The organism is Enterococcus sp. ZQ21 (assembly GCF_030053755.1).
Classification (GTDB): domain Bacteria; phylum Bacillota; class Bacilli; order Lactobacillales; family Enterococcaceae; genus Enterococcus_B; species Enterococcus_B lactis.
In genome coordinates, this window is sequence record NZ_CP125658.1 from 1372973 (window position 1) to 1396197 (window position 23225).

The 23225-nt window shown below is 37.2% G+C and carries 19 protein-coding genes and 1 pseudogene; 14 read left to right on the top strand and 6 right to left on the bottom strand.

The features are described 5' to 3' along the window. Positions 1–211 precede the first annotated feature (211 nt). From QK255_RS06660 to QK255_RS06675, 4 genes and pseudogenes are all read left to right on the top strand, one after another. Positions 212–3601 carry a SpaA isopeptide-forming pilin-related protein gene (locus QK255_RS06660; protein ID WP_002342198.1) on the top strand — a complete coding sequence of 1130 codons (3390 nt, stop codon included), beginning with the start codon at positions 212–214 and terminating at the stop codon, positions 3599–3601. A gap of 1 nt (position 3602) precedes the next feature. Then, positions 3603–5024, top strand: a complete 1422-nt coding sequence (locus QK255_RS06665; protein ID WP_002342199.1) for a SpaH/EbpB family LPXTG-anchored major pilin — start codon at positions 3603–3605, stop codon at positions 5022–5024. Next, positions 5021–6896: pseudogene (locus QK255_RS06670) on the top strand (SpaH/EbpB family LPXTG-anchored major pilin). The gene QK255_RS06665 and the pseudogene QK255_RS06670 overlap by 4 nt, the downstream one beginning before the upstream one ends. Positions 6897–6987: 91 nt before the next feature. Then, positions 6988–7830 carry a class C sortase gene (locus tag QK255_RS06675; protein ID WP_002342203.1) on the top strand — a complete coding sequence of 281 codons (843 nt, stop codon included), beginning with the start codon at positions 6988–6990 and terminating at the stop codon, positions 7828–7830. A gap of 121 nt (positions 7831–7951) precedes the next feature. On the opposite strand, the gene QK255_RS06680 is transcribed toward QK255_RS06675, so the two are convergent. Further along, on the bottom strand, positions 7952–8827 hold the full coding sequence (locus tag QK255_RS06680; protein ID WP_002342204.1) for a MurR/RpiR family transcriptional regulator: 876 nt from the start codon (positions 8825–8827) through the stop codon (positions 7952–7954). Positions 8828–9033: 206 nt separating this feature from the next. On the opposite strand from QK255_RS06680, the gene QK255_RS06685 reads away from it, so the two are divergent. The 5 genes from QK255_RS06685 (at position 9034) to ulaA (ending at position 14354) form a co-directional block, all read left to right on the top strand. Beyond that, entirely contained in the window at positions 9034–10065 is a 1032-nt protein-coding gene (locus QK255_RS06685) for a Gfo/Idh/MocA family oxidoreductase (protein ID WP_002342205.1), read from the top strand. A 96-nt stretch (positions 10066–10161) separates the two neighbouring features. After that, positions 10162–10467, top strand: a complete 306-nt coding sequence (locus tag QK255_RS06690; RefSeq protein WP_002342206.1) for a hypothetical protein — start codon at positions 10162–10164, stop codon at positions 10465–10467. A gap of 186 nt (positions 10468–10653) precedes the next feature. Then, positions 10654–12669, top strand: coding sequence for a BglG family transcription antiterminator (locus QK255_RS06695; RefSeq protein ID WP_002342207.1), 2016 nt, complete (start codon positions 10654–10656; stop codon positions 12667–12669). Position 12670: 1 nt separating this feature from the next. Continuing rightward, positions 12671–12955: a PTS sugar transporter subunit IIB gene (locus QK255_RS06700; protein WP_002309270.1), complete on the top strand. Its 285-nt coding sequence runs from the start codon at positions 12671–12673 to the stop codon at positions 12953–12955. Between the two features lie 25 nt (positions 12956–12980). Further along, entirely contained in the window at positions 12981–14354 is a 1374-nt protein-coding gene (gene ulaA, locus QK255_RS06705; RefSeq protein WP_002313768.1) for a PTS ascorbate transporter subunit IIC, read from the top strand. 82 nt (positions 14355–14436) lie between these two features. Here the strand turns inward: ulaA and QK255_RS06710 are convergent, their stop codons facing one another. Further along, complete coding sequence (locus tag QK255_RS06710; RefSeq protein WP_002342208.1) at positions 14437–16452, bottom strand: alpha-L-rhamnosidase-related protein; 2016 nt, start codon at positions 16450–16452, stop codon at positions 14437–14439. Between the two features lie 21 nt (positions 16453–16473). After that, positions 16474–17679, bottom strand: coding sequence for an MFS transporter (locus QK255_RS06715; RefSeq protein ID WP_185953546.1), 1206 nt, complete (start codon positions 17677–17679; stop codon positions 16474–16476). A 222-nt stretch (positions 17680–17901) separates the two neighbouring features. Here QK255_RS06715 and QK255_RS06720 point away from each other — a divergent pair, with 222 nt between their 5' ends. The 5 genes from QK255_RS06720 (at position 17902) to QK255_RS06740 (ending at position 21392) form a co-directional block, all read left to right on the top strand. Next, on the top strand, positions 17902–18846 hold the full coding sequence (locus tag QK255_RS06720; RefSeq protein WP_024635189.1) for an AraC family transcriptional regulator: 945 nt from the start codon (positions 17902–17904) through the stop codon (positions 18844–18846). A 564-nt stretch (positions 18847–19410) separates the two neighbouring features. Continuing rightward, complete coding sequence (locus QK255_RS06725; protein WP_002339290.1) at positions 19411–19653, top strand: hypothetical protein; 243 nt, start codon at positions 19411–19413, stop codon at positions 19651–19653. 70 nt (positions 19654–19723) lie between these two features. Further along, positions 19724–20056: a hypothetical protein gene (locus tag QK255_RS06730; RefSeq protein ID WP_002342211.1), complete on the top strand. Its 333-nt coding sequence runs from the start codon at positions 19724–19726 to the stop codon at positions 20054–20056. 25 nt (positions 20057–20081) lie between these two features. Next, a complete protein-coding gene (locus QK255_RS06735) occupies positions 20082–20324 on the top strand; it encodes a hypothetical protein (RefSeq protein WP_002329193.1) in 243 nt (80 codons plus the stop codon). 123 nt (positions 20325–20447) lie between these two features. Beyond that, the gene (locus QK255_RS06740; protein ID WP_002329192.1) at positions 20448–21392 is read left to right on the top strand and encodes an L-lactate dehydrogenase; all 945 of its coding nucleotides are present in this window, start codon (positions 20448–20450) and stop codon (positions 21390–21392) included. A 660-nt stretch (positions 21393–22052) separates the two neighbouring features. On the opposite strand, the gene QK255_RS06745 is transcribed toward QK255_RS06740, so the two are convergent. From QK255_RS06745 to QK255_RS06755, 3 genes are all read right to left on the bottom strand, one after another. Beyond that, complete coding sequence (locus tag QK255_RS06745) at positions 22053–22451, bottom strand: type II toxin-antitoxin system death-on-curing family toxin (protein ID WP_002329191.1); 399 nt, start codon at positions 22449–22451, stop codon at positions 22053–22055. Then, entirely contained in the window at positions 22448–22684 is a 237-nt protein-coding gene (locus tag QK255_RS06750) for an AbrB/MazE/SpoVT family DNA-binding domain-containing protein (RefSeq protein WP_002309281.1), read from the bottom strand. The genes QK255_RS06745 and QK255_RS06750 overlap by 4 nt, the downstream gene beginning before the upstream one ends. A 169-nt stretch (positions 22685–22853) precedes the next feature. Further along, positions 22854–23138, bottom strand: a complete 285-nt coding sequence (locus QK255_RS06755; RefSeq protein WP_002313773.1) for a hypothetical protein — start codon at positions 23136–23138, stop codon at positions 22854–22856. Positions 23139–23225 lie beyond the last annotated feature (87 nt).

Sequence of the window (23225 nt, forward strand, 5' to 3'; positions counted from 1 at the left end):
ATGTTTTTCTCCCTCAACCCTTTTCTTTAATGAAACGCTCATTAATCAAAGGAATCAACGTCATAAATGAAACCAATTGGTATGAAAATTGGTGTGATTCCCTCTAGTGCCCTTCGTATAATAATTATCATATTAGAATAAATACGTTTATTTATTTTAATAATCATCACTATTCACGTCAAAACAGAAAAAAATAAAAAGGAGGGGAAAAATGACGACCACAGGGAAGAAGCTGAAAGTTGTTTTTGTGCTGATATTATTGAGTTTATCGAACATTCTGCCTGTAACTGCAATAGCAGAAGCTACAGATAATCCAACAATGTTAGAAATCATTTCAGCTGAAATCACTTCAGATCAATCTGGGAAAAAAGCACTGAACGTCAAACTAAATGCGAATAACAACAGTACAGAAAAGGTAGAGAAAGAAATTGGTCTAGTTGAGAATTACTTAAGTGATGTGGAAAGAAAGGAAGGAGATGGCTATGCTTATCAGGTAAAAAGCGGGAAAACCACGCTGGAAATCTCTCCAAACACTAAACAAACGATCAATCTAAGTCTTCCAATCGATCCAACACTTTATCACAGCCAGACAAATAAGCTGATCGTCGATAATAAAGAGTATGACATTACTGATGCGACAGAACACAAGAAAGAGACAGAAGTGTCAACACCAAATACAGACGAAACAAAAGAAGGAGTACCAGAAGAAAATGAAAATTCTGTCAGCCCCTTTACATTGCCTACATTGTCTTTGCCAGCTATGACTGTTTCAGCTAACCAGACGATTCCTACAGAGTATACGACGGATGATCAAGGCACTTATCCTAAAGCCAATTGGCAACCTACAGGAAATACAAATGTTCTTGATCACCAAGGTAATAAAAATGGATCAAATCAATGGGATGGGATAAATTCTTGGGATGGAGATCCTAATGATCGGACTCATTCGTATATCGAATACGGGGGAACAGGCAATCAAGCAGACTATGCGATACGTAAGTTTGCAAAGGAGACAACTACACCTGGATTGTTTGATGTTTATTTGAATGCCCGTGGAAATGTACAAAAAGATATCACACCTCTTGATCTCGTATTGGTCGTAGACTGGTCAGGAAGTATGAACGACAATGATCGGATCGGTGAAGTAAAAATCGGTGTCGATCGTTTTGTCGATACTTTATCAGATAGCGGTATCACAGACAAAATCAATATGGGATATGTCGGCTACTCCAGTGATGGCTATAACTACAGTAACGGTACTGTGCAGATGGGTTCATTTGATTCAGTAAAGAATCAAGTAAAATCCATCACACCTTCATGGACAAATGGCGGTACTTTTACACAAAAAGGACTAAGAGATGCAGGAGACATGCTATCCGTTCCAAACGGACATAAAAAAGTGATCGTCTTGCTGACGGATGGTGTACCGACATTTTCCTATAAAGTACAGCGAGTACACGCACAACCAAGCAACGATTATTACGGTACCCAGTTTTCCAATACTCAAGATCAGCCGGGAAATACTTCTCGAATTGCAAGAAGCTATTATGCACCTGACCAAAACAACCAATCCAGAAGAATAGACAGCACATTTATCGCAACCATCGGAGAAGCGATGGCGCTTAAAGAACGAGGAATCGAGATACATGGTCTTGGTATCCAACTTCAAAGCGATCCAGCAGCTGGTCTATCTAAAGCAGAAGTAGAGTCTCGTATGCGGCAAATGGTTTCAGCAGATGAAAAAGGTGACCTTTATTATGAATCAGCCGATCATGCAACAGATATCTCTGAATATCTGGCTAAAAAAGCTGTACAGATCTCTGCAACTGTAAGTAATGGACAAATAAATGATCCAATCGCAGAACCATTTATTTATCAACCTGGTACACTTTCAGTCAAAAGCGTGGGAACAAACCCTACAACAGTTACTCCAACTATTTCTATAGATGGAAATACGATCAAGAGCAATCAGATTTATTTAGGAAAAGACCAAGAAATCCAAATTCATTACCAAGTGAGGATCCAGACAGAAAATGAGGACTTCCAACCGAATTTCTGGTATCAAATGAACGGTAGGACGACTTTCCAACCAAGTATTGACACTGACGAATTAGCTGAATTCGGTATACCATCTGCTAAAGCTCCCGGAGTCAATCTTCACATCAAAAAATTATGGGAAGAATTTGACAATAATCCAGCTAATCGTCCAGATCAAGTCACTTTTGAAATCCAACGGAACCATACAACAGATGCTGCAGCTTGGAAAAACGGATATATCCGCATCACTAAACCAGCTAAAGATACTGCAAATTCGTGGGAACGTGCAGACGTCGACAAACTCTCTGCAAATAGTGGAGAAAGTTATCACGAGATACTATCACTGCCTCAATATAATAATCAAGGTCAAGCATTCAGTTACCAAACAATCAAAGAACTACCTGTACCAGGATATGATTCTCAACAAATAGATGCACTGACATGGAAGAATACTAAACAATTCACACCGTTAGACTTAAAAATAACGAAAAATTCCTCTACAGGAGAAAAGGATCTCATTGGCGCTGTTTTCAAATTAACAGGAGATTCTATTGATACTTTACTAACTGATAATGGTGATGGGACCTATTCTCTTCCGGAAAATGTCAAATTGCAAAAAGAAATGACTTATACACTGACAGAAACAAAAGCTCCAGAAGGTCATGAATTAAGCAAGAAGACTACTTGGGAAATCAAGATTGCTTCTGATGGTACGGTAACCATTGATGGAAAAACAGTCACTACTTCCGATGATACGATCCAGTTGACCATTGAAAATCCTTTTGTTGAAATTCCTATAGCAGTACGTAAGTATACGATGCAAGGGACGGGCAAAGAGATGAATCTTAAAGGTGCAGCTTTTGCCCTACAGAAAAAAGAAGCAAACGGTGCTTATCAGCCAATGGACAGCCAAACAACGAATGAAAAAGGTCTTGCCATTTTTGATTCACTCACACCTGGAGAATATCGAGTCGTTGAAACAGCTGGTCCTGTCGGATATGATACTTCACCGGGAAATTATGAATTCCAAATCGACAAATATGGAAAGATTATTTACACGGGGGAAAACACCGAGACAACGAATGGCATGTGGACGCTCACTCATCAAAATCGATTAAAAGCGTTTGACCTGACAGTACACAAAAAGGAAGACAACGGACAGGCATTAAAAGGAGCCAAATTCAGACTGCAAGGACCAGAAATGGACTTAGAGTTGCCAAAAGCTGGACAAGAAACGGACACCTTTCTATTCGAAAATTTAAAACCTGGAACTTATAAGCTGACCGAAACCTTTACACCAGAAGGATACCAAGGACTAAAAGATCCAGTTACTATCATCATAAAAGAAGATGGATCAATTCAAGTGGATGGACAAGAGTATGAGTCTGTTCTTTCACCAGGAGCCAAAAACAACCAGATTTCTTTAGACATCACGAATCAGGCAAAAGTACCATTACCTGATACGGGAGGAATTGGCCGCTTAGGAATCTATCTAGTAGGGATGATTGGTTGTACATTTTCTATTTGGTATCTTTTTTTCAAAAAAGAAAGAGGGGGCAGCTAATATGAAAAAACTTGGTTGGCTTAGTATGTGTCTCTTCTTATTACTGTTTAAACCTGCTTTTACTCAGGCAGTAACAGCAACAGAAACAGAAATGGTTCAGATTACTTTACACAAATTGCTTTTCCCAAACGGGCAACTGCCGAAAAATCATCCAAATGACGTACAAGAAAAAGCGTTATTACAAACGTATCGAGGATTAAATGGTGTCACATTCCAAGTTTATGATGTCACAGATTCTTTTTACCATCTACGGGAAAAGGGCAAAACGGTAGAAGAAGCACAAACAGAGATCGCAAAAAACGGTGCGTCTTCCGGTACGTTTACCGCAGAAGCAACAACCGAAACTCTGAACAACGAAGATGGTATTGCTTCTTTTTCTCTACCTGCCAAAGATCATAAAAAAAGAGAGAAAGCGTATCTTTTCATTGAATCCAAAGCACCAGAAGTCGTCAAAGAAAAGGCAGAGAATATGGTAGTTGTTCTTCCTGTACATGGACAAAACAATCAAAAACTTTCAACTATCCATTTGTATCCTAAAAATGAAGAAAACGACTACCCTGATCCACCTTTTGAGAAGGTATTAGAAGAGCCTAGAAATGATTTTACGATTGGTGAAAAAATCACTTATTCCTTGCATACGACAATTCCTGTAAATATCCTTGACTATCAAAAGTTCGAATTGTCAGATAGTGCGGATGAAGCATTAACGTTTTTACCTAATAGTTTAACGATGTCATCGAATGGACAAAAGCTATCCGAAGGATTTGTCATACACACGAAACCACACGGATTTGAAATTGCATTTTCGATTCCTTCGCTAGAAAAATATGCTGGAAAAAATCTGACCATTTCTTATCAGATGCAGCTAAACAGTACAGCTCAGGCGAACAAGGAAATCAATAACAACGGAACACTAGATTTTGGTTTTGGTATCAGCACAAAGAAAGTCTCTGTATATACAGGGAGTAAGCAATTTGTCAAAATCGAGACAAATAAACCAAACAAACGATTAGCTGGCGCAGTATTCCTTATTAAAAACAAAGCAGGAAATTACCTGCAGCGAACAGCCAACGGATACAAGTGGACAAGTAACGAATCAGATGCGCTTCACCTGACCTCCGATAAAAATGGCGCTTTTTCAATTATCGGGTTGAAAACAGGAGATTACTGGTTAAAAGAGATCAAAGCACCATCTGGTTATATTTTAAGTGAAACAGAAATTCCGTTTACCATTTCAACTAGCCTCTCTGAGGAGAAAGAGACTGTCGGTAGATTGAAAGTAGTCAACAAAAAAGAAAATAGTCGTCCATTTCTTCCTAAAACAAACGAAACGAAAAACATCCTTCTAGTCGTTGTTGGCATGGTGTTCGCAAGCCTTGCAATATGGTTGTTTATTAAAAAAAGAACAGGAGTGACAAAATGAAAAATCATAAAAAAATAAGCATTATATTAGGTGCACTTTTTCTTATTTTACCATTAATCACAAGTAGCTTCGGCGCAAAAAGAGTGTTTGCGGAGGATACAGCAGCTCAAGTCATTCTCCATAAAAAGAAAATGACTGATTTACGATCCTTTGATTCAAAACAGTGGGAAAGAAATGAGTGAATTCGATCAATACCAAGGATTAGCCGATATTTCATTTTCCGTTTATAACGTCACTACAGAATTTTATGCGCAACGGGAGAAAGGAGCGTCGGTGGATGCAGCAAAACAAGCAGTCCAATCTTTGACTCCTGGTACACCAATTGCATCAGGAACGACAGATGCGGATGGAAATGTGACTTTATCTTTACCTAAAAAACAAAATGGGAAAGATGTAGTCTACACAATCAAAGAGGAACCAAAAGACGGAGTGACAGCTGCCACAAACATGGTGCTCGCTTTTCCTGTATACGAGATGATCAAACAAGCAGATGGCTCTTATAAAGACGGGACAGAAGAATTGGACACTATCCATCTCTATCCTAAAAATATAGTTGGTAATGATGGAACATTGAAAGTGACCAAAGTCGGTACTGCCGAAAACGAAGCACTAAACGGTGCAGCATTCATTATTTCTAAAGAAGAAGGAACACCAAGCGTCAAAAAATATATTCAAAGCGTCACAGATGGATTGTACACTTGGACAACGGATCAAACGAAAGCCAAACATTTCATTACTGGTCATTCTTATGACATCGGCAACAATGACTTTGCCGAGGCAACGATTGAAAAAGGTCAGTTGATCGTCAATCATTTAGAGGTTGGAAAATATAATTTAGAAGAAGTAAAAGCTCCTGATAATGCAGAAATGATTGATAATCAAACAAACACGCCGTTTGAGATCTTGGCAAATAGTCAAACTCCTGTAGAAAAGACAATCAAAAATGATACGTCCAAAGTTGATAAGACAACTCCACAATTGAATGGAAAAGATGTCGCAATCGGAGAAAAAATCCAATATGAGATCTCTGTCAATATTCCTTTAGGTATCGCTGATAAAGAAGGAACACAAAACAAGTACACGACATTCAAACTCATTGATACTCATGACGCTGCTTTGACATTTGATAATGATTCTTCAGGAACGTATGTTTATGCCTTATATGATGGAAATAAAGAAATCGATCCAACAAATTATTCTGTCACTGAACAAACAAACTGATTCACGGTTTCAGTTGACTCGAATTATATTCCTTCACTCACTCCTGGTGGTACGCTGAAATTTGTTTACTATATGCATTTGAACGAAAAAGCAGATCCAACAAAAGGGTTTTCTAACCAAGCAAATGTCGATAACGGACATACAAATGATCAAACGCCACCGTCAGTCGATGTCGTTACTGGCGGCAAACGATTTGTCAAAGTAGATGGTGATGTTGCATCAGATCAAACACTTGCTGGAGCAGAATTCGTCGTTCGTGATCAAGAGAGTGACACAGCCAACTATTTGTCGATCGACCCATCTACAAAAGCCGTCAACTGGGTTTCGACGAAAGAATCAGCAACGGTTTTTACAACCACAAATAACGGTTTAATCGATGTGACAGGTCTAAAATATGGCACGTACTATCTGGAAGAAACGAAAGCGCCAGAAAATTATGTTCCATTGGCAAACCGCATAGCATTTACTGTCGATGAACAATCTTACGCAACAGCAGGACAGTTGATTTCTCCTGAAAAAATACCAAATAAACACAAAGGTACACTTCCTTCAACAGGTGGTAAGGGAATCTATCTTTATATTGGTGCAGGAGTGATCCTTCTATTGATTGCTGGATTGTACTTTGCTAGACGCAAGCATAGTCAGATTTAATCTTTGTACATGAATTGGAAAGAGGAGCAGTGGCTTACGCAATTGCTCCTTTTTCTTTTATTAACAACTAGTCAGCACAAGGAGAACACAAATGAAACAAAAGAAAAGGAACTATCTAGACCTGCTAATGATCCTTCTGCTTCTGTCAGGGATAGGCGTCTTGGCTTATCCATTCGTTAGCGATGCGCTGAATAACTACCTGGATCAGCAAATCATCTCTCATTATCAGCAACAAGCAGTTAAAGAAAATGAAGCAGTCATGGCCAAAATCCAAAAAAACATGACAAAGAAAAACCAGCAATTAGCAAAAAAAGGAGGAAATCCCGGTGTTGATCCCTTTACTAAGAAAAAGGAACCAGTGAAAACAGACAAAACCTATTTTGAAAAACATACGATCGGCGTTCTGACGATTCCTGAAATCAATGTCCATTTACCGATTTTTGACGAAACAAATACCGTGCTGCTAGAAAAAGGCGCTTCGTTATTGGAAGGGACATCTTATCCTACTGGGGGAGAAAGTACACATGCCGTTATTTCTAGTCATCGGGGACTGCCTCAAGCAAAGTTGTTCACTGACTTGCCAAAACTGACTTTAGGTGATTCTTTCTATATCGAGATCAACGGACAGACACTTGCTTATCAAGTCGATCAGATAAAGACGGTAGAACCAACTGATACAAAAGACCTGAGAATCGAAAAAGGAAAGGATTTCGTGACACTACTGACTTGTACACCTTATATGATCAACAGTCATCGCTTACTTGTCAGAGGACATCGCGTTCCTTATCATGCAAAAGAAGTGCAGAAAGAAGTGCAGAAAGTATCTGAGAACAAACGTTTCTTCCTGTATGGATTGATAGCTATAAGTATACTGATTTTTCTGTTTCTTATTTATCTTTTTCGGCAAACATTTAAAATAAGAAACAGAAGGTAACTGTGTCTCTTTTCTATGATAGATGTATTCAAAGCAATGCGTAAACAAATAAACTGGCTGAAGTTTGAAAAAGAAAACTTCAGCCAGTTTATATTTATAACGATATCAAAGAAAGCTTGTCTCAATTTTTCCGATATTCTTTAAGAAGGCCTTTTTGTATCAATTCTTGTTTGTTTTTCAAGTTGCGGATATTCTCTTCAAAATTTTGAGAATATATCACTGAGAATAACGTATTTAATACGTAATCGAAGGCAATTTGAGAGGAGAAAGTCGCTACTTTAGCAAAATCATATTCCTCCTGCGATATAACAAGACACATATCAGCCTGTTTGGCCATTTCTGAATGCTGATTTCCGGTAATCAATAATGTTGGAGCTCCTACATGCTTTAGATAGGTCATTATCCGTTCATAATGATGGATACGACCGCTGTAGCTAATAAAAACTGCGCAATCCTCGCTAGTCAAATTGGCTGCATTCCAAGAAGAATCGCTATATTCTTCGGCCAAGATCAAAAATTTATTCAACTTGACCATTTTATTCTGGAACTTCCTTGCCGTGATTTGGGAATCGCCTTTTGCAAAAAGAAAAATTCGCTGTGCGTTGTTCAATACTTTACTGATGTGATCCAAATCTTGATGCTCGATCTGCAATTGCGCTTTTTTTATTGACTGGATCGACAAATCTGCCATTTTCTTTGCAATTTGCTGTGTGTTATCTTCACTTGAAAAAGGAAAATTAGGATCGACCGTTTGATTAAACTGGGCAATCAATTGATGAACTTCCCGTCCTAGTTCGAAACGAAATTCTTTAAATCCGCTGAAGCCCATTTTTTTGCATAAACGAATGATAGCTGAATGGGAAGTATACGTAGCTTTTGCTAATTCTTCAATCGTCATGTAGACTGCGGCTTCGATATTCCTCCGAATATAATCAGCGATCCGTTTCTCTGTCGTGGTAAACAACTCTTGTTTGGTTAATTTTTCTTCAATAAGCATGATCTGACCTCCAAATTCTATCTTACTGATAAATGCTTGGTTCCGCCACTCTCTTTTTGATTTTTTACCTTACTTTGAACATAAATTTCACCAAACCAAATGATAACAAATGTTTTTCTGAACTTTTTTGCCAGAATAGCTATTATAGATACTTTCTATATTTTTCTAAGATATACTGAAAACAACAATAAAAGGAGGTACAAATCATGCTTACAATCGCTTATCTCGGTAATGGAAAGAGTACAAATCGCTATCATTTGCCATTTTCAAGAAAACTTACGGACAAAATCAATATCAAAAAAATTTTTTCCCCATCTAAACCAGTGTGGGAAACATTTGAAGACATTGAATATACCGATCAGCTGTCTGATCTTTGGAATGATCCTGAGATCCAATTAGTTGTCATTACTACGCCAAGTCAATTTCATTATGAATATGGAAAAATGGCACTCGAACATGGAAAGAATGTATTGGTAGAAAAACCTTTTGCAGAAACGTCAAAGGAAGCAGAAGAGTTATTTGCATTAGCAAAAGAAAAAGGGCTATTTATCCAATGTTACCAAAACAGACGGTTCGATTCTGACTTCTTGACAGTCCAAAAAGTAATCGAAAGCGGAAAATTAGGGGATATTTTAGAAGTAGAAATGCATTACGATTATTTCAGACCAGAAGTACCAGAAAATACACATGAATTTTCTACTGCAAACAGCTATTTATATGGACATGCTTGTCATACAGTAGACCAAGTTCTTTCTTATTTCGGCGAACCAGATGATATCCGTTATGATGTTCGTCAACTATTAGGGAAAGGACGAATGAATGATTACTTCGATTTGGACTTTTTCTACGGAAACATGAAAATTTCGATAAAATCCAGCTATTTCCGTGTCAAAGAACGTCCGAGTTTCGTCGTTTATGGAAAAAAGGGGATGTTCGTGAAACAAACGAAAGATCGGCAAGAAGAACATCTTAAAATGTTTTATATGCCTGATCATGAAGACTTTGGGATCGACTTGCCCGAACACTACGGTGTATTGACTTATATAGATGAACAAGGGGATTATCATGAAGAAAAAGTGATTTCCGAGGTCGGTGATTATAGTCGCGTCTACGAAGGCATTTACGAGACATTAGTCAATGGCGCTGAAAAAGTCATTAAAGATGAAGAAACAATCTTACAGATGAAAATTTTGGAAGAAGGAATCAAAGGCATTCAAGAATCAGAAAATAAAAGGTGAAAACATGACATATTTGTAAGAATCGGGTTTGTTTTTTGACGCACAAACTGTCTTATTGTACGATGAAAAAGTATAGAATTACTAGGAGGAACCAATATGACAAATTATGATGGTGAAAAACACAAACGATTAAGAGGTTCAATGGCCCCTAAAACGGAAGAGGAAGTAGCTCTAGCAGGTACTAATTCTGGTGAAACAGAAGATAAAGAAGAATCATTAGCTGGCACAAACTCCGGTGAAACAGAAAACAAAGAAACAGCTTTATCCGGTTCCAATTCTGTAGAAGAAGAATCAGAGCCTAACGAACCTAATCGCTTTGAAAAAGATATCGAAAAAGCGGTTGAAGAGGTCAAAGAAAAATTTGAAGAACTGACTTCAAAAAAGAAACACGATCATCATTGATTGAACCAAATTGATTGAAATTGATTCATAAAAGCAGGGAGCCATTTGGTCACCTGCTTTTTTTATGTAACCCGATAGAGGTCGTTTGGTACAGTCGTAAAAAAAATCTAACTGTAAGTTGTACCAAACAACCCTCGATTTAAAAGCGGTATCATACTAGAATACAAATAGGAGGTGAACAGCGCTGTGAACTACAAAATTAGTTATCTCCTGAAAACACCCAGAGAAATCAGTCTAGAAAGAGCAGCCGAGATCATCGAAGTAAATATAAACGAGGCAATCAAACAACTTGCTCCCTTTGCCGAATATATGGATGAGACCCATATCCGTCTGAAAAAATTTCGAGCGATCGACTGGGCAGAAAAATACGTGAATATCACTCGCTTTGAAGCGGTGTACACCGAACAAGAGCGTAGAGATCTTCTTTATTTGATGGTCTATTCGAATACCATACCTATTTCTGTATTTCATTTTCAAGACTTTCTTCAGGTTTCTAAAGGAACAGTCCTATCGGATATCAAAAAAGTAAGAAAGGAATTAGAAGGGGAAGAATGTCAGCTGACATATACTAGAAAAGCAGGCTTTAGGCTACTAGGGTCAGAAGTGATATTGAGAAGGGAAGCAAAAAATCGCACTGCTCATTTAATGCAATCGCTTGCTGGAAGATTTGGTCTCACGTATTTAACCGCAATGCTCTCTCTTGATTGTTATGCAAAAGCCAGAGATTTGTTAGACAACACAATCTCTCTATCAGATCTTCGCTTTGCACCCAATCGAATGGATGAGTTAGCGTATTATTTAAGTTTGACCACTAATCGAATCGGAAAAATATCTGTAGAAAAGGTAAAAGATGCTGAACTTTTAGCTTCTCTTGCGATCAATGACATCAGCCGACAAATATTGACTGGCTTAGGCTATTCCGAACATCTAGAGTCAGAGATTCTATTTCTCTCTCTTTGCTTAGCCTCCATTGTTGAAGGAGATATCCAGGAGCCTGCGCTTGATTTTTTGCTGGAATGTTCTTCAGAAGTCATCCATCGCATGGAATTCCTAATGGCCATAGAATTTGATTCATTTCGTGAATTATTGATGAATGTCTTTTATCACTTGGTACCTGCCTATTTTCGTATTTCTTATTCTTTTTATTTGCCTAATGTGATGATTGATCAAATCAAACATCAATATGCTTCCATCTATGAAATGACAAGAAAAGCATTGCGTCCGTTAGAAAAACGGATAGGAAAGAGCATCCCTGAAGAAGAGGTTGGGTTTTTCACTATACTATTCGGCGGAGAAATAAGAAAAGTAGATGAAGAAGAGAGAAATAGAAAAATAAGAGCCGTGATCGTCTGTCCAAGTGGCATTAGCTCTTCATTGATCTTAAAAAGCGAACTTCAGCAATTATTCCCGATGATCCTTTTTACAGAGACCAATTCAGCTGATCGCTTGCACGAGGTTGATGAAACTTCTTACGATATCGTTTTTTCTACTGTGCCTCTCACGCTTACGAATAAGAAAAAGTCACTGTATGTCCTACAACCAATCATGACTGACTTGGAAAAAAACCAGCTGATCAATCAAGTACAAAGAGATTGGCTGATACCAGGATTCTCCATGCCTTCTGCTCAAGAATTGCTAGCTGCGCTACTTCCATATATCGAATTAAAAGAAGGTGTAGATGAAGAAAAGCTCTATCAAGTCTTAAATCGTAAAATGAACAAACTTTTAGAAAAGAAGGAGGATCAACGTCCTATGCTATCTGAATTATTAACAGAAGAAATGATCCAATTATCCGATCAACCAAAAAAATGGCAAGAAGCAATCACACTTGCCGCACAACCACTATTATTAAAGAATAAAATAGAGGAGAGTTATATCAAAGCGATGATTGAACGTGTGGAGCAGTATGGTGCGTTTATCCACATCGGCGACCACATCGCACTGCCGCATGCTCGTCCGGAAGACGGTGTAAACGAAGTAGGGATGTCTTTGCTGAAACTTCAACAACCAGTTGATCTAATCGATGATCCTGCTCATCCCATCAGCTTATTTATCTGTTTAGCCGCTATCGATAACGAGGCACATCTTCGGGCGTTGGCAAATTTAACCAAGCTACTTTCTAATAAACAAAATCTTCAAGAACTATTACAAGCCTCAACAAAAGAAGAAATACTAGCAATTATAAAAAAGGGAGACGAATAACATGAAAATTTTTGCAGTGTGTCAAAGTGGATTAGGAACAAGTTTTATGGTAGAGATGAACATCAAACAAGCTCTTGCAGATCTTGGAGCAGATGTGGACGATTTCGAAGTAAGTCATACGGATGTTGGGAGTGTATCTAGCGATATGGCGGATTATTTCTTCATTGAACATTCTTTGAAAGATACACTTACTTCTATACCGGATGAAAAACTTGTGCCGTTGCAATCGATCATCGACAGTGATGAAGTAAAAGAAAAAGTAGAACAGATCTTGTCAAAAGAATAAAAATGATTCAAGGGAGGAAATATCAATGGATAAATTGTTGAATTTGTTTGTTTCAATCGTCAGTCAGCCCTCCATCCTCGTTTCTCTGATTGCACTGCTTGGGCTTGTTCTGCAAAAAAAGAAATTTTCAGAAGTGATCCAAGGAACCATCAAAACATTTGTCGGATTCTTAGTATTGATTGGCGGCGCTGGACTGATCAGTAATTCATTAACCCCTTTCGCTTCGATGTTCCAAACGGCTCTGCATACCCAAGGTGTAGTTCCAAGTAATGAAGCAGTAGTGGCGATTGCTTTACAACAATTCGGCACACCTACTGCCTTGATCATGCTAGTAGGGATGATCGTGAATATTCTACTTGCTCGATTCACAAGATATAAATTTATTTTTCTTACAGGTCAAGCGATGCTTTATGTTTCTTGTCTGACAGCAGTCATTTTAGTAAGCGCTGGATTTACTGCAAACGTGTGGATGATCTTATTAGGAGGGATTTTTGAAGGGACACTATTAACTATTACGCCCGCTCTTTGTCAACCATTCATGAAGAACATTACTGGGAACAACCAAGTTGCGCTGGGGCATACCGGCAATATCGGTTATGCGTCTAGCGGGTGGATCGGTAAGTTCTTTGGAAATAAAGACCGCTCTACAGAGGACATAAAGATTCCTAAAAGTTTCAGTTTTTTGCGAGATTCTACTGTATCGATCATGCTCTTGATGTCAATCGTATATGTCGCACTTGCCTTATTAGCAGGTCCTGGATTTGTTGAAAGAGAATTAAGCAATGGAGATAATGCTGTAATCTTTGCATTGATCCAAGCTGGAACATTTACAGCAGGGTTTGTTATCGTCCTTCAAGGGGTTCGGATGGTGTTGGCAGAAATCGTTCCAGCATTCCAAGGAATCGCTAAAAAGCTTGTACCTGATTCTAAACCAGCGTTAGATGTCCCTATCGTTTTTCCATATGCACCTAATGCTGTATTGATTGGCTTTTTTGTCAGCTTCTTTGTAGGAACGCTATCGATGTTTGCCATGATAGGCTTGCAGACTACAGTCATCATCCCTGGAGTAGTTGGCCATTTCTTTTGCGGAGCTGCTTCTGGTGTTTTCGGCAACTCGACTGGCGGTAGAAGAGGGGCGGTATTAGGTTCTGCTTTCAATAGCTTATTGATTAGTTGGTTGCCATTATTTATCCTTCCGGTATTAGGAGATCTTAAAATCGCTTCTTCTACATTTGCCGATACTGATTATCTAGTACCAGGACTTGTACTTGGGAAACTAGGAGAATACGGTCAAATGGCATTGACAGTCGGAATCATCGCTTTCTTTTTACTTGTCGTATTATCTAGCTTTCTTTTTGCCGGAAAAAGAACAAACATTGTTTCTAAAGAACAGAATTAAGCAAGCTTCAAAATAAAAACTGCTTGGACAATATCAGAAGACGATCGAATGTTTTCTGATATGTCGCAAGCAGTTTTTTGTTTTATGCATTTATTTTTGAATGGCTTGTTAAGGCAAGTGGCTGTTTTGCTAGAAGAGGATAACTTTTACCATTCATTTTCACTGTTCCGCCTGTTCTATCAGAAGTAATCACGATCTTATCTTCTGTTTTTTCCAGCGAAATCATTCCATCTTTGATAGGTAGCGTACAATTCAGTGTTTCAAATGAATCTAGATTAGGTTGTATCATAAATTCTTCATAACCTGGCTTTGTTGGATACAAACCGATAAAATAGCGTCCTAAAAGATAGATTGGGCTTGCTCCCCATGCATGGCATAAGCTTTTTCCATAAGGATCTCCATACATACTGTACTTTTCATTTCCTGTTTGAGTAGGGTCGTATTCTTCCCAGAAAGTTACCGCATCATGTGATAACATCCCTCCCCAATAATCAAGAATCGTTTGGTAGACGATTTCCGTCTGTCCTAGTTTGCATAAGGCATCTTGTTCATAGAATTTAAAATAGGGGGTAGTGATCTGTGTGATCGAGTCATTCAACAAGACATTCTTTAAAATCGATTGCTGTTGTTCTTTGTTAGCAAAATCGAATAAAACAGCGAAAATATTCGCATGACGCGTCACATTTCTTCTCCCAGATTCATAGCAATCGATAAAAGCGCCAAGTTCTTCATCCCAAAAGTAGTCAAATAGGTTTTGTTTCAATACCTGGTATTTTTCTTGATAGAGATCAGTAGGATAAATTTCAGCCTCTCCATATGTTTCAGCTAAGATATTTCTGCAAGTGATCATAGAGTGGTAGGCTTTCAGTAATAGGACTTGTTCTGCAGCAAGCGTTCCTTCTTTATCCATTTCAGACCAATCAATAAAGATCCAATCTTTTGCTCTTCCATAAATAAACCCTAATTCATTCGTTTGTTCCATCAAGTACCCTATCAATGATTGCATCTTAGGATAGACAATACGTAAAAATTCGCAGTCTTTCGTCATCATATAGTGGTTTTCGATGCCAATCAGCCATAAGATCGAATAGTCGACAATCGTATTCATATGTTGCTTGATTTCATTTTGTCCTCTTAATGCGAATATCGTTCGCTTATTGATTTCCTCGTCAAAGAAAAGATATTGATTGATCATAAATGATTGATACGCATCTCCAGACCAAATCCAGCGGTCTCGTTTGATACCGTCGATAAAAAACAAATCACTACATAACTTGAAAGTTTCTTCTGATACTGACCAGATCTGATTCAATAAAGAAGAATCGCTTGAAAAAGTAGCTTGTTTCGAAAGAGATAAAAATTCATGAAAAACTTGAAGTTGAACCATTCCAGTAGAAACCTCCGGTATAAACAAATAGCGAAAAGCGCGTTTACGAGCTTTCATTTTTCTTGTCATTCCAATTTGTTTATAGTAACAATACTCGATATCCATAGCTTCTACATCGGACTCTCCATAACATAGAGTGATGGATTCGATAGGATTGTCCAGAGATATTAGTTCTACACAGCCATTCACTGCTCGTCCAAAATCGAATAAGACTCCTCCATTAACCTCCGTTTCAGTAACTGGATGGACACATTCTTTTTGATAATAGATTTGATTTGGATCTTTAGCGATATCGACATAGAGTGGACTCCAGCCAGCTGGGTATTCTTCAATAAAGTTGCTTGCTGTCCAGCCGATATCTGATTTTATTTCATCTCCCTCGATAAACATCGCTGGTAGCCCAGATGTATGTCCAACGAAGATCCGGATTTTTACTTTACCAGCCGGACAAGTCAGCCATTTTCCACATGGATGCTTTTGCCCATTAATTTCTACGTACCCAACTCCTTGGATCGTCACTTTGAACATGGAAGGATGATCAAGAAAGTAATATCTCTTAAACTTGACATTCCGATGACAATCATCCATGTACCAGTACGCCGGCCAGTCGAAACCTCGTTCTTCTCGTTGGAAATTTTGTAGCAGTCCATGGCGGATCTCAAAGTCTCCAGGATACCAAAGCCATCTATTTTGTGATTTTTCATTTGTCATTTTGCGCGACCTCCATCAAAATTATTTTGTTGTCAATTGTTCTTTTATTTCTTCATCTACTCTTATCACTGTCTTTCTATTCGTCCTGTATACCACTAGAACGCTAACAAGCGCGCTAATCAACAGCAAGATACTGCCATTAACGAAAACAGCAAGTGTCTTACTTCCAAGAGAAACAAAAGAGAGAAAAAGCAAACCATATGGTGCAATGAAAGTGCCTAAATTAGCGCCAACTAGTAAGATCGAAGTATTGAAACTCTCCGCATGCTTAGGCGCTTGGATACTCACTTGGTTGAATAAATAAGGAATGAATAACGAAAAAGAAATCCCAGTTAAAATCGCGCCAAATCCAATCACATACAGATTCATGGCACTGGCAATCAATACAAAGCCAATACCCATCAGTAGTAAAGAAAGAGTAAGCATATAACGATGTGCTTTTGCCTGAAGCCAGCCAAAACAAACTCCGGCGGCCATACTTGCCAACTGCATGATGGTCAAGATATTCGCTGCATTGGTTTCGTCTCCTAGAGAATAGGTCGTCAAGACTGTGGCTAATTTGATTGAGACAGCATTATATACCACGATGATCAATAAGAGAAAAATACCATAACTAATCATTTTGGGATTTGTTTTGATTACTTGTCTTGCTGAAGCTGTGCCTTGTACTTGAATCTCAGTTGTTTCAGGTCTAGGAACAAACAAGATTAAAATAGGTAAGCTGATGGCGTAGACTAAAAAAGTATATTGCCAGCCGAACTGTACTAGTTGTCCTGCAACAAATGTCATTAGAGCTGCACCAAATCCCTGAAATGCACTTTGAAAACCAATCATAGATGCACGTTCATCTCCGTGATAAAAGGCAGCAATCATGCTGACCGCCAAAGAATTGATCAATCCGAAGCCAATGCCTAGCCCAGCTCGTGAAGCTAAGACGATACTGTAACTTTGCGAGAAGAGGGGGAGGACACCACAAATCGATGCAATCACTAACCCGATGATCACAGTCTGTTTTTGTCCGATTCTCCTAGCAATAAAACTACTAAACAAAACGAAAATAGTGACCATAAAAGATGGAGCAGTCGTTAATAATTCAACAGCAGATAAAGAACGCGTGGCATAAGTAGCTGACATACTGGGAATCGCTGATGTGACCGCACCAGCAGAAGTCAAAATAAGAGAGACTGACAGTAGAGAAAATTTCATCATTTTTTTATTCATACACATATTCCTTTCACTTTTTTTGTAAGCGCTTATCAAAAATATAGTATGAAGTAGCTCTTCACTCAATAGCGGAACCACAGGAAATTCATGTCCCAACCATAGAAAGTCTTTGTGAAAACCAAAATAGCTTTGCATATAATTGCAGTACAGCGTAAACTAATAAGCGAAAGAAACTGCTTACAAGAAGGAGGAAGTCAATTGGAACTAGCTGAATTAGACACTTTTTTGCGTAATGAAGAATCAATCGAAACTCTGCAGCGTGAACAAGGAAAGAATGTCAATGACTTAAACTTAGCTTATCATCTTCAGACACCACCAAAAATCCACCGAGGAGATTTATTTCAAAACGGAAATATTCATATCAGTAAACACCGTCGATATGCGGAAGTTCCTGAGCATACACATGATTTTGTTGAAATCAATTATATGTATAGCGGAAGATGTTCACAGGTCATCAATGGAGAAAGAGTGGATATGGAAGAAAGTGACGTGGTAATCATTGATAAAGAAGCTACTCAAAGAATTGAATACACAGGTCAAGAGGATATTTTAATCAACATCTTATTAAAGGAAGAGACCTTATCTACAGAAATATTGAACCATTTGGCAAGCACCAATAATCTGCTTTCTTCTTTTTTGATCAATGCGGCAAAAGAAAAGGGAGAACATACGCAATTCATTCATTTTCATGGCGGAAAAGCGAGTCGTTTGACGCATTTGATTGAAAATATGCTGTTGATTTATTTTGATACATACAGTCATAAAATCCGTTCACTAAACCTATATATATCACTACTACTAATCGAATTGACTCATTTATTAGAACAGCAAACCTTTTCGTCAGCAGATGGATACGCAGAAAACGAGATGCTTGGTATATTGGATTATATCGATAAGCATTTTACTTCTTGTACGTTAAAAGAAACAGCGGCTCATTTTGGCTACAATCCGGTCTACCTTAGTAATAAATTGAAAATGTATTTTGATGCTTCTTTTCAAGAATTGGTTCTACAAAAAAAATTTGACTTTGCATTGGAATTGATTCAAGAAACGAGTTTTTCGTTGGAAGAGATTGCTAATCGCATCGGATATAAACAAACCACTTCTTTATTCAAATTATTCAAAAAGTATTCAACATGTACACCCAATGAATGGAGAAACACCCGATAAGAAGAACAGTCTGACATGTAAAAAACAGGTAAGACTATTCAAAGTCTTAACCGCGTATTAACTAAACTCAATCAAGAGAAGAAGGAAAAAGTTGATGGTACCATATAGGAGATAAGTTGCTATAAATAGATGTTTTAGTAGTGGCTGTTTCCACTTTTGCCTTCTCTTCATTTGATAAATACTCACTAGTAAGCATACAGTGATGATAGATACGCTGATCTTTCTAACTTGGAAGATTAGCGTCCATAGATGGGAATCCATTGTTAATTGGACACGTGGCAGAAAAAAATAGAGGACACTCAAAAAGACATACTTTATCCAAGATGAACCATTGGACTTATTCTTCATAATATTCACTCATTTCAATAGGTTAGTCAGACAGATAGACTTTTGTTTGGTACATATCATAAGGTATATCCGATACTAGTGTACTCATTTCTTATCTTCCAATAAACATATAGAAGGAACAGTTTTTTCATAAACAAGAAAAAGCAGTTCCTTTTTTAAACTTCTTTTATTGTATCCTTTAGATAATGTGATTGAAGAAGGGAGGAGGAGATGAAAATGGTAAAGGCTTGGTTAAGTGGTTTAGCTGCTTACAGCGTTGTTGGACAAACTGATTTATTTTCTGCGTTCGCTATGTACTTGTCTAAGTATCGTTTTGTGTTATTAGGTGCTCTTTTTTTCGTGATTCTATTAACTGTTCTGTTGAGCAAAAAGATGTCCGCAAGTTCAAGTACGAAGAGTAACGCACCTGGTAATAAGGGTTTTCAGAAGCAGCAGCAATATAAAAACTATCGTAAGTGATGTTTTCTATCTCTTTAAAGAAATCAAAGGATGATACGGCAACTATTTACTATTTACAATGAGGTGAAGCATGGGAAATTTTGCATTTATCATAACTTTTTTAAGCGAATTTGCTGTCTTAGCACAAAATGAAGGAACTGGTATTTTTGCCACCTTCGTTGCTATGTATCTCATCCGATACGGATTGTCCACGTTTTTTGCCGTCTATCTGTTCATTTTTATCGTCAAACAGTTCTATGAATATCTAAAAGACACCAGTATACGAAAAAACAAACGCCGATTTAAAAGACAGTTAGCTGCATCCTATAAAATACAAAAGAAAACGATCCAAGAAAATTACGAAAAAGGATTGACTGATACGGACAAAGTAAAGAAAAACGTTTATAACAAAACAAAACTTTAGATGGGATAATGAGGGAGCAGAGCAAATGGATATAGGGATTTCAATCGTAAATGAAGGGATATTGATTTTAGGTGCGATTGGCTTTTTATTATGGTTAATTATTTTTGGCTTGGTTTTATTTTCAGTTCTAAAGCGTACAAGGAAAAAGTATAGTTTTGATAAAGGTGGAGCTAAAGTAGCTCCATTAGTGATAGCGTTAGTACTTTTAGTTGTGTTGGCAGGGTACATGGGTGTAATAGTTTATCAGTTATCTGTTGTACGTATTTAGGAATTCGTTTCCATCAAAAATTATAATAACAGCTATTATAATTAACATATTGATAAAATGAATAAACAAGACTATAATTTCCATGAAAGTAACAAATAGTTATGAAAAAGGAGCTGTTTATTCATGAAAAAAACAAGTCGTAAAGTAGTAATCGTCGGTACAGGTTTTGTTGGAACAAGTATCGCTTATGCAATGATCAACCAAGGAATCTCTAATGAATTAGTCTTGATCGATGTGAACCAAGAAAAAGCAGAAGGGGAAGCACTGGATCTTTTAGATGGTATGGCTTGGGGCGATGAAAACGTTGCTGTATGGTCAGGCGGTTATGAAGAATGTAAAGATGCAGATATCGTTGTTATCACAGCTGGTATCAACCAAAAACCTGGCCAATCTCGTTTAGATTTAGTTAAGACAAATGCGTCAATCATGCGCCAAATCGTCAAAGAAATCATGGGATCAGGATTCGACGGAATTATCGTTGTTGCTTCAAATCCAGTAGATATTTTGACATATATCGCTTGGAACGAGTCAGGCCTGCCAACATCACGTGTTATCGGTACTGGTACAACATTGGATACAACTCGTTTCCGTAAAGAAATCGCATTGAAATTAAAAGTAGACCCACGTAGCGTTCACGGCTATATCTTAGGTGAACATGGTGATTCAGAAGTTGCTGCATGGTCACATACAACTGTTGGTGGTAAACCAGTTTTTGAAATTGTAGAAAAAGATCATCGTATCGCAAAAGACGAATTAGATGTAATTGCTGATAAAGTTCGTAATGCTGCTTATGAGATCATTGATCGTAAAAAAGCAACTTATTATGGTATTGGTATGAGTACTGCACGTATCGTAAAAGCTATCTTGAATAACGAACAAGCTGTATTGCCTGTATCTGCTTACTTAACTGGTGAATACAACGAAAAAGATATCTTTACAGGTGTGCCATCAATCGTTGACGAAAATGGTGTTCGTGAAGTTGTTGAATTGTCCATCAACGAAGAAGAAAAAGCAATGTTCAGCAAATCAACAAGTGCTTTAAGAGAAGTATTGAACACTGTATTATAAGAAATAATGAGCAAGAACTAAAAAATCAAAACCTGCTTAACAGATATTTCAGCTGTTAAGCAGGTTTTTTATTGATATCTATAGGTAAGCAAATAAACGGAATGATTATAATCGATTCGGTCGAAAATGATCCATAAGTATGAAATGTAATCTGCTGATTAAATAATCGAATCGATATCAATGACAACTAAAACTTAAGTAAATGATTTATCTATGTGATTAAAAATCCTTCAGTGATGGCAAACATAAATACAGTGAGTCGTAATCTGATTAACTGTATAAAGAAAATGGTTTTTATCATTTAATTAAACGCTGAAAAAGTAAGAAAAACTGCAAAATTTTTTTATAATTTTGCACAAGTAGATTTTGATGGAAAAATGACGATTTTTAATAAAAAACTGTTCGAGAGAGGCTTATTATTTTTTAAAACTACTTTGTATAATATATATTATGTAAACTAAAATATATAAAAAATCAATCCACTAGTTCTAAACCACTATTTCCTACTCTTCACACTTTTGTATTCCTTTTAAATCAATTATTTCAAAATTAATCCATATTTTTATGAAAAAACTATTTTGTATGAACAACCATACAAAAAATCAGCATATTCTTTAATGACATGCTGATCGAATGGAGAAATAAATTTTTTTAATTCGTTCATTTTATTGCGGTTTGTCGTAAATAATTGGTTATCTTGGACTTCAGTGAATCGAAATCCAATGAACTAGTGGTAATCATTATAATAAAATCAACAGCTTCTTGACGAGAAAAAGCAACTGAACAATTATTCAATTGAAGAAACAACAGCATGGCAACAAGAGCAGTTCGTTTATTACCATTATGAAAAGGATGTTTTTTAGCTAAATTAATTGCTAAAATTGCCGCTTTTTCATAGACTTCGGGATAGAGTTCTTGATTAAATACTGCTTGTGAAGGCTGTTTAACTGCCATATCTAATGCATTGGCATCTTTTATACCAATCATTTCGCCTGGTGAGTAACGTAAAATAACTTTTGCGTTGATTTTGATAATTTCTTTAGTCGAAAGATACCTCATAAATCAACCAAATCTTTTAACGCGTCTTCATATTGATTCATGATCGAATCAACTAATAAATCAATATCAGGTTCTTCTTGTGCTTTGATCATTCGTACAGAACCATCAGATTGAAAAACATAACTGATTGCGTCACCCGTCTGCACACCCATGAATTCTTTTACTTCTGGTGGGATAGTTGTTACATCGCTATTGCCGGATTTTCTAATTTTATACTTTTTCATTTTTTTCATATTTCGCCACCCTCTATATTCTATATCATTCTATAGTAAGTACATTATATCTAAGTATATACATTTAATCAATGTATATACTATTGATTTACTTTTTCTTACGGAAAAACGAAAAAGAAAAAAGTTAAAAGAGTTTGTGACATGACTTTTGTCACAAACTCTCGTATTTTTAACCAAAATATTGATGGAATACTTGTGTAATAACTGGTAGGAAATAAATAATGATCATAGCCCCTACCACCATCAACAATTGTTTACGCTGTTTCTTTCGCTTCAACATGCTTGTCGTTTTATGAAAAAAATAAGTAGCGCTTTTAGCTCCTGCAGTCAAAGTCGATAAAATCAGCGTTGGTGAATATGCTGTTTGATTGTGCGTCAATGACAGCAACTTCGTCCCGTAATCAGGATACTTGAGAAATGCTTGGTACACAGCCACAATCGTGATTGCTCCCATAAGATAATTTAAAAATGAATGCACTTTTTTCAAATAAAAAAACTCCTTGCTATCTATATAAAATCAGCCTACCCCAACATTTTTGCT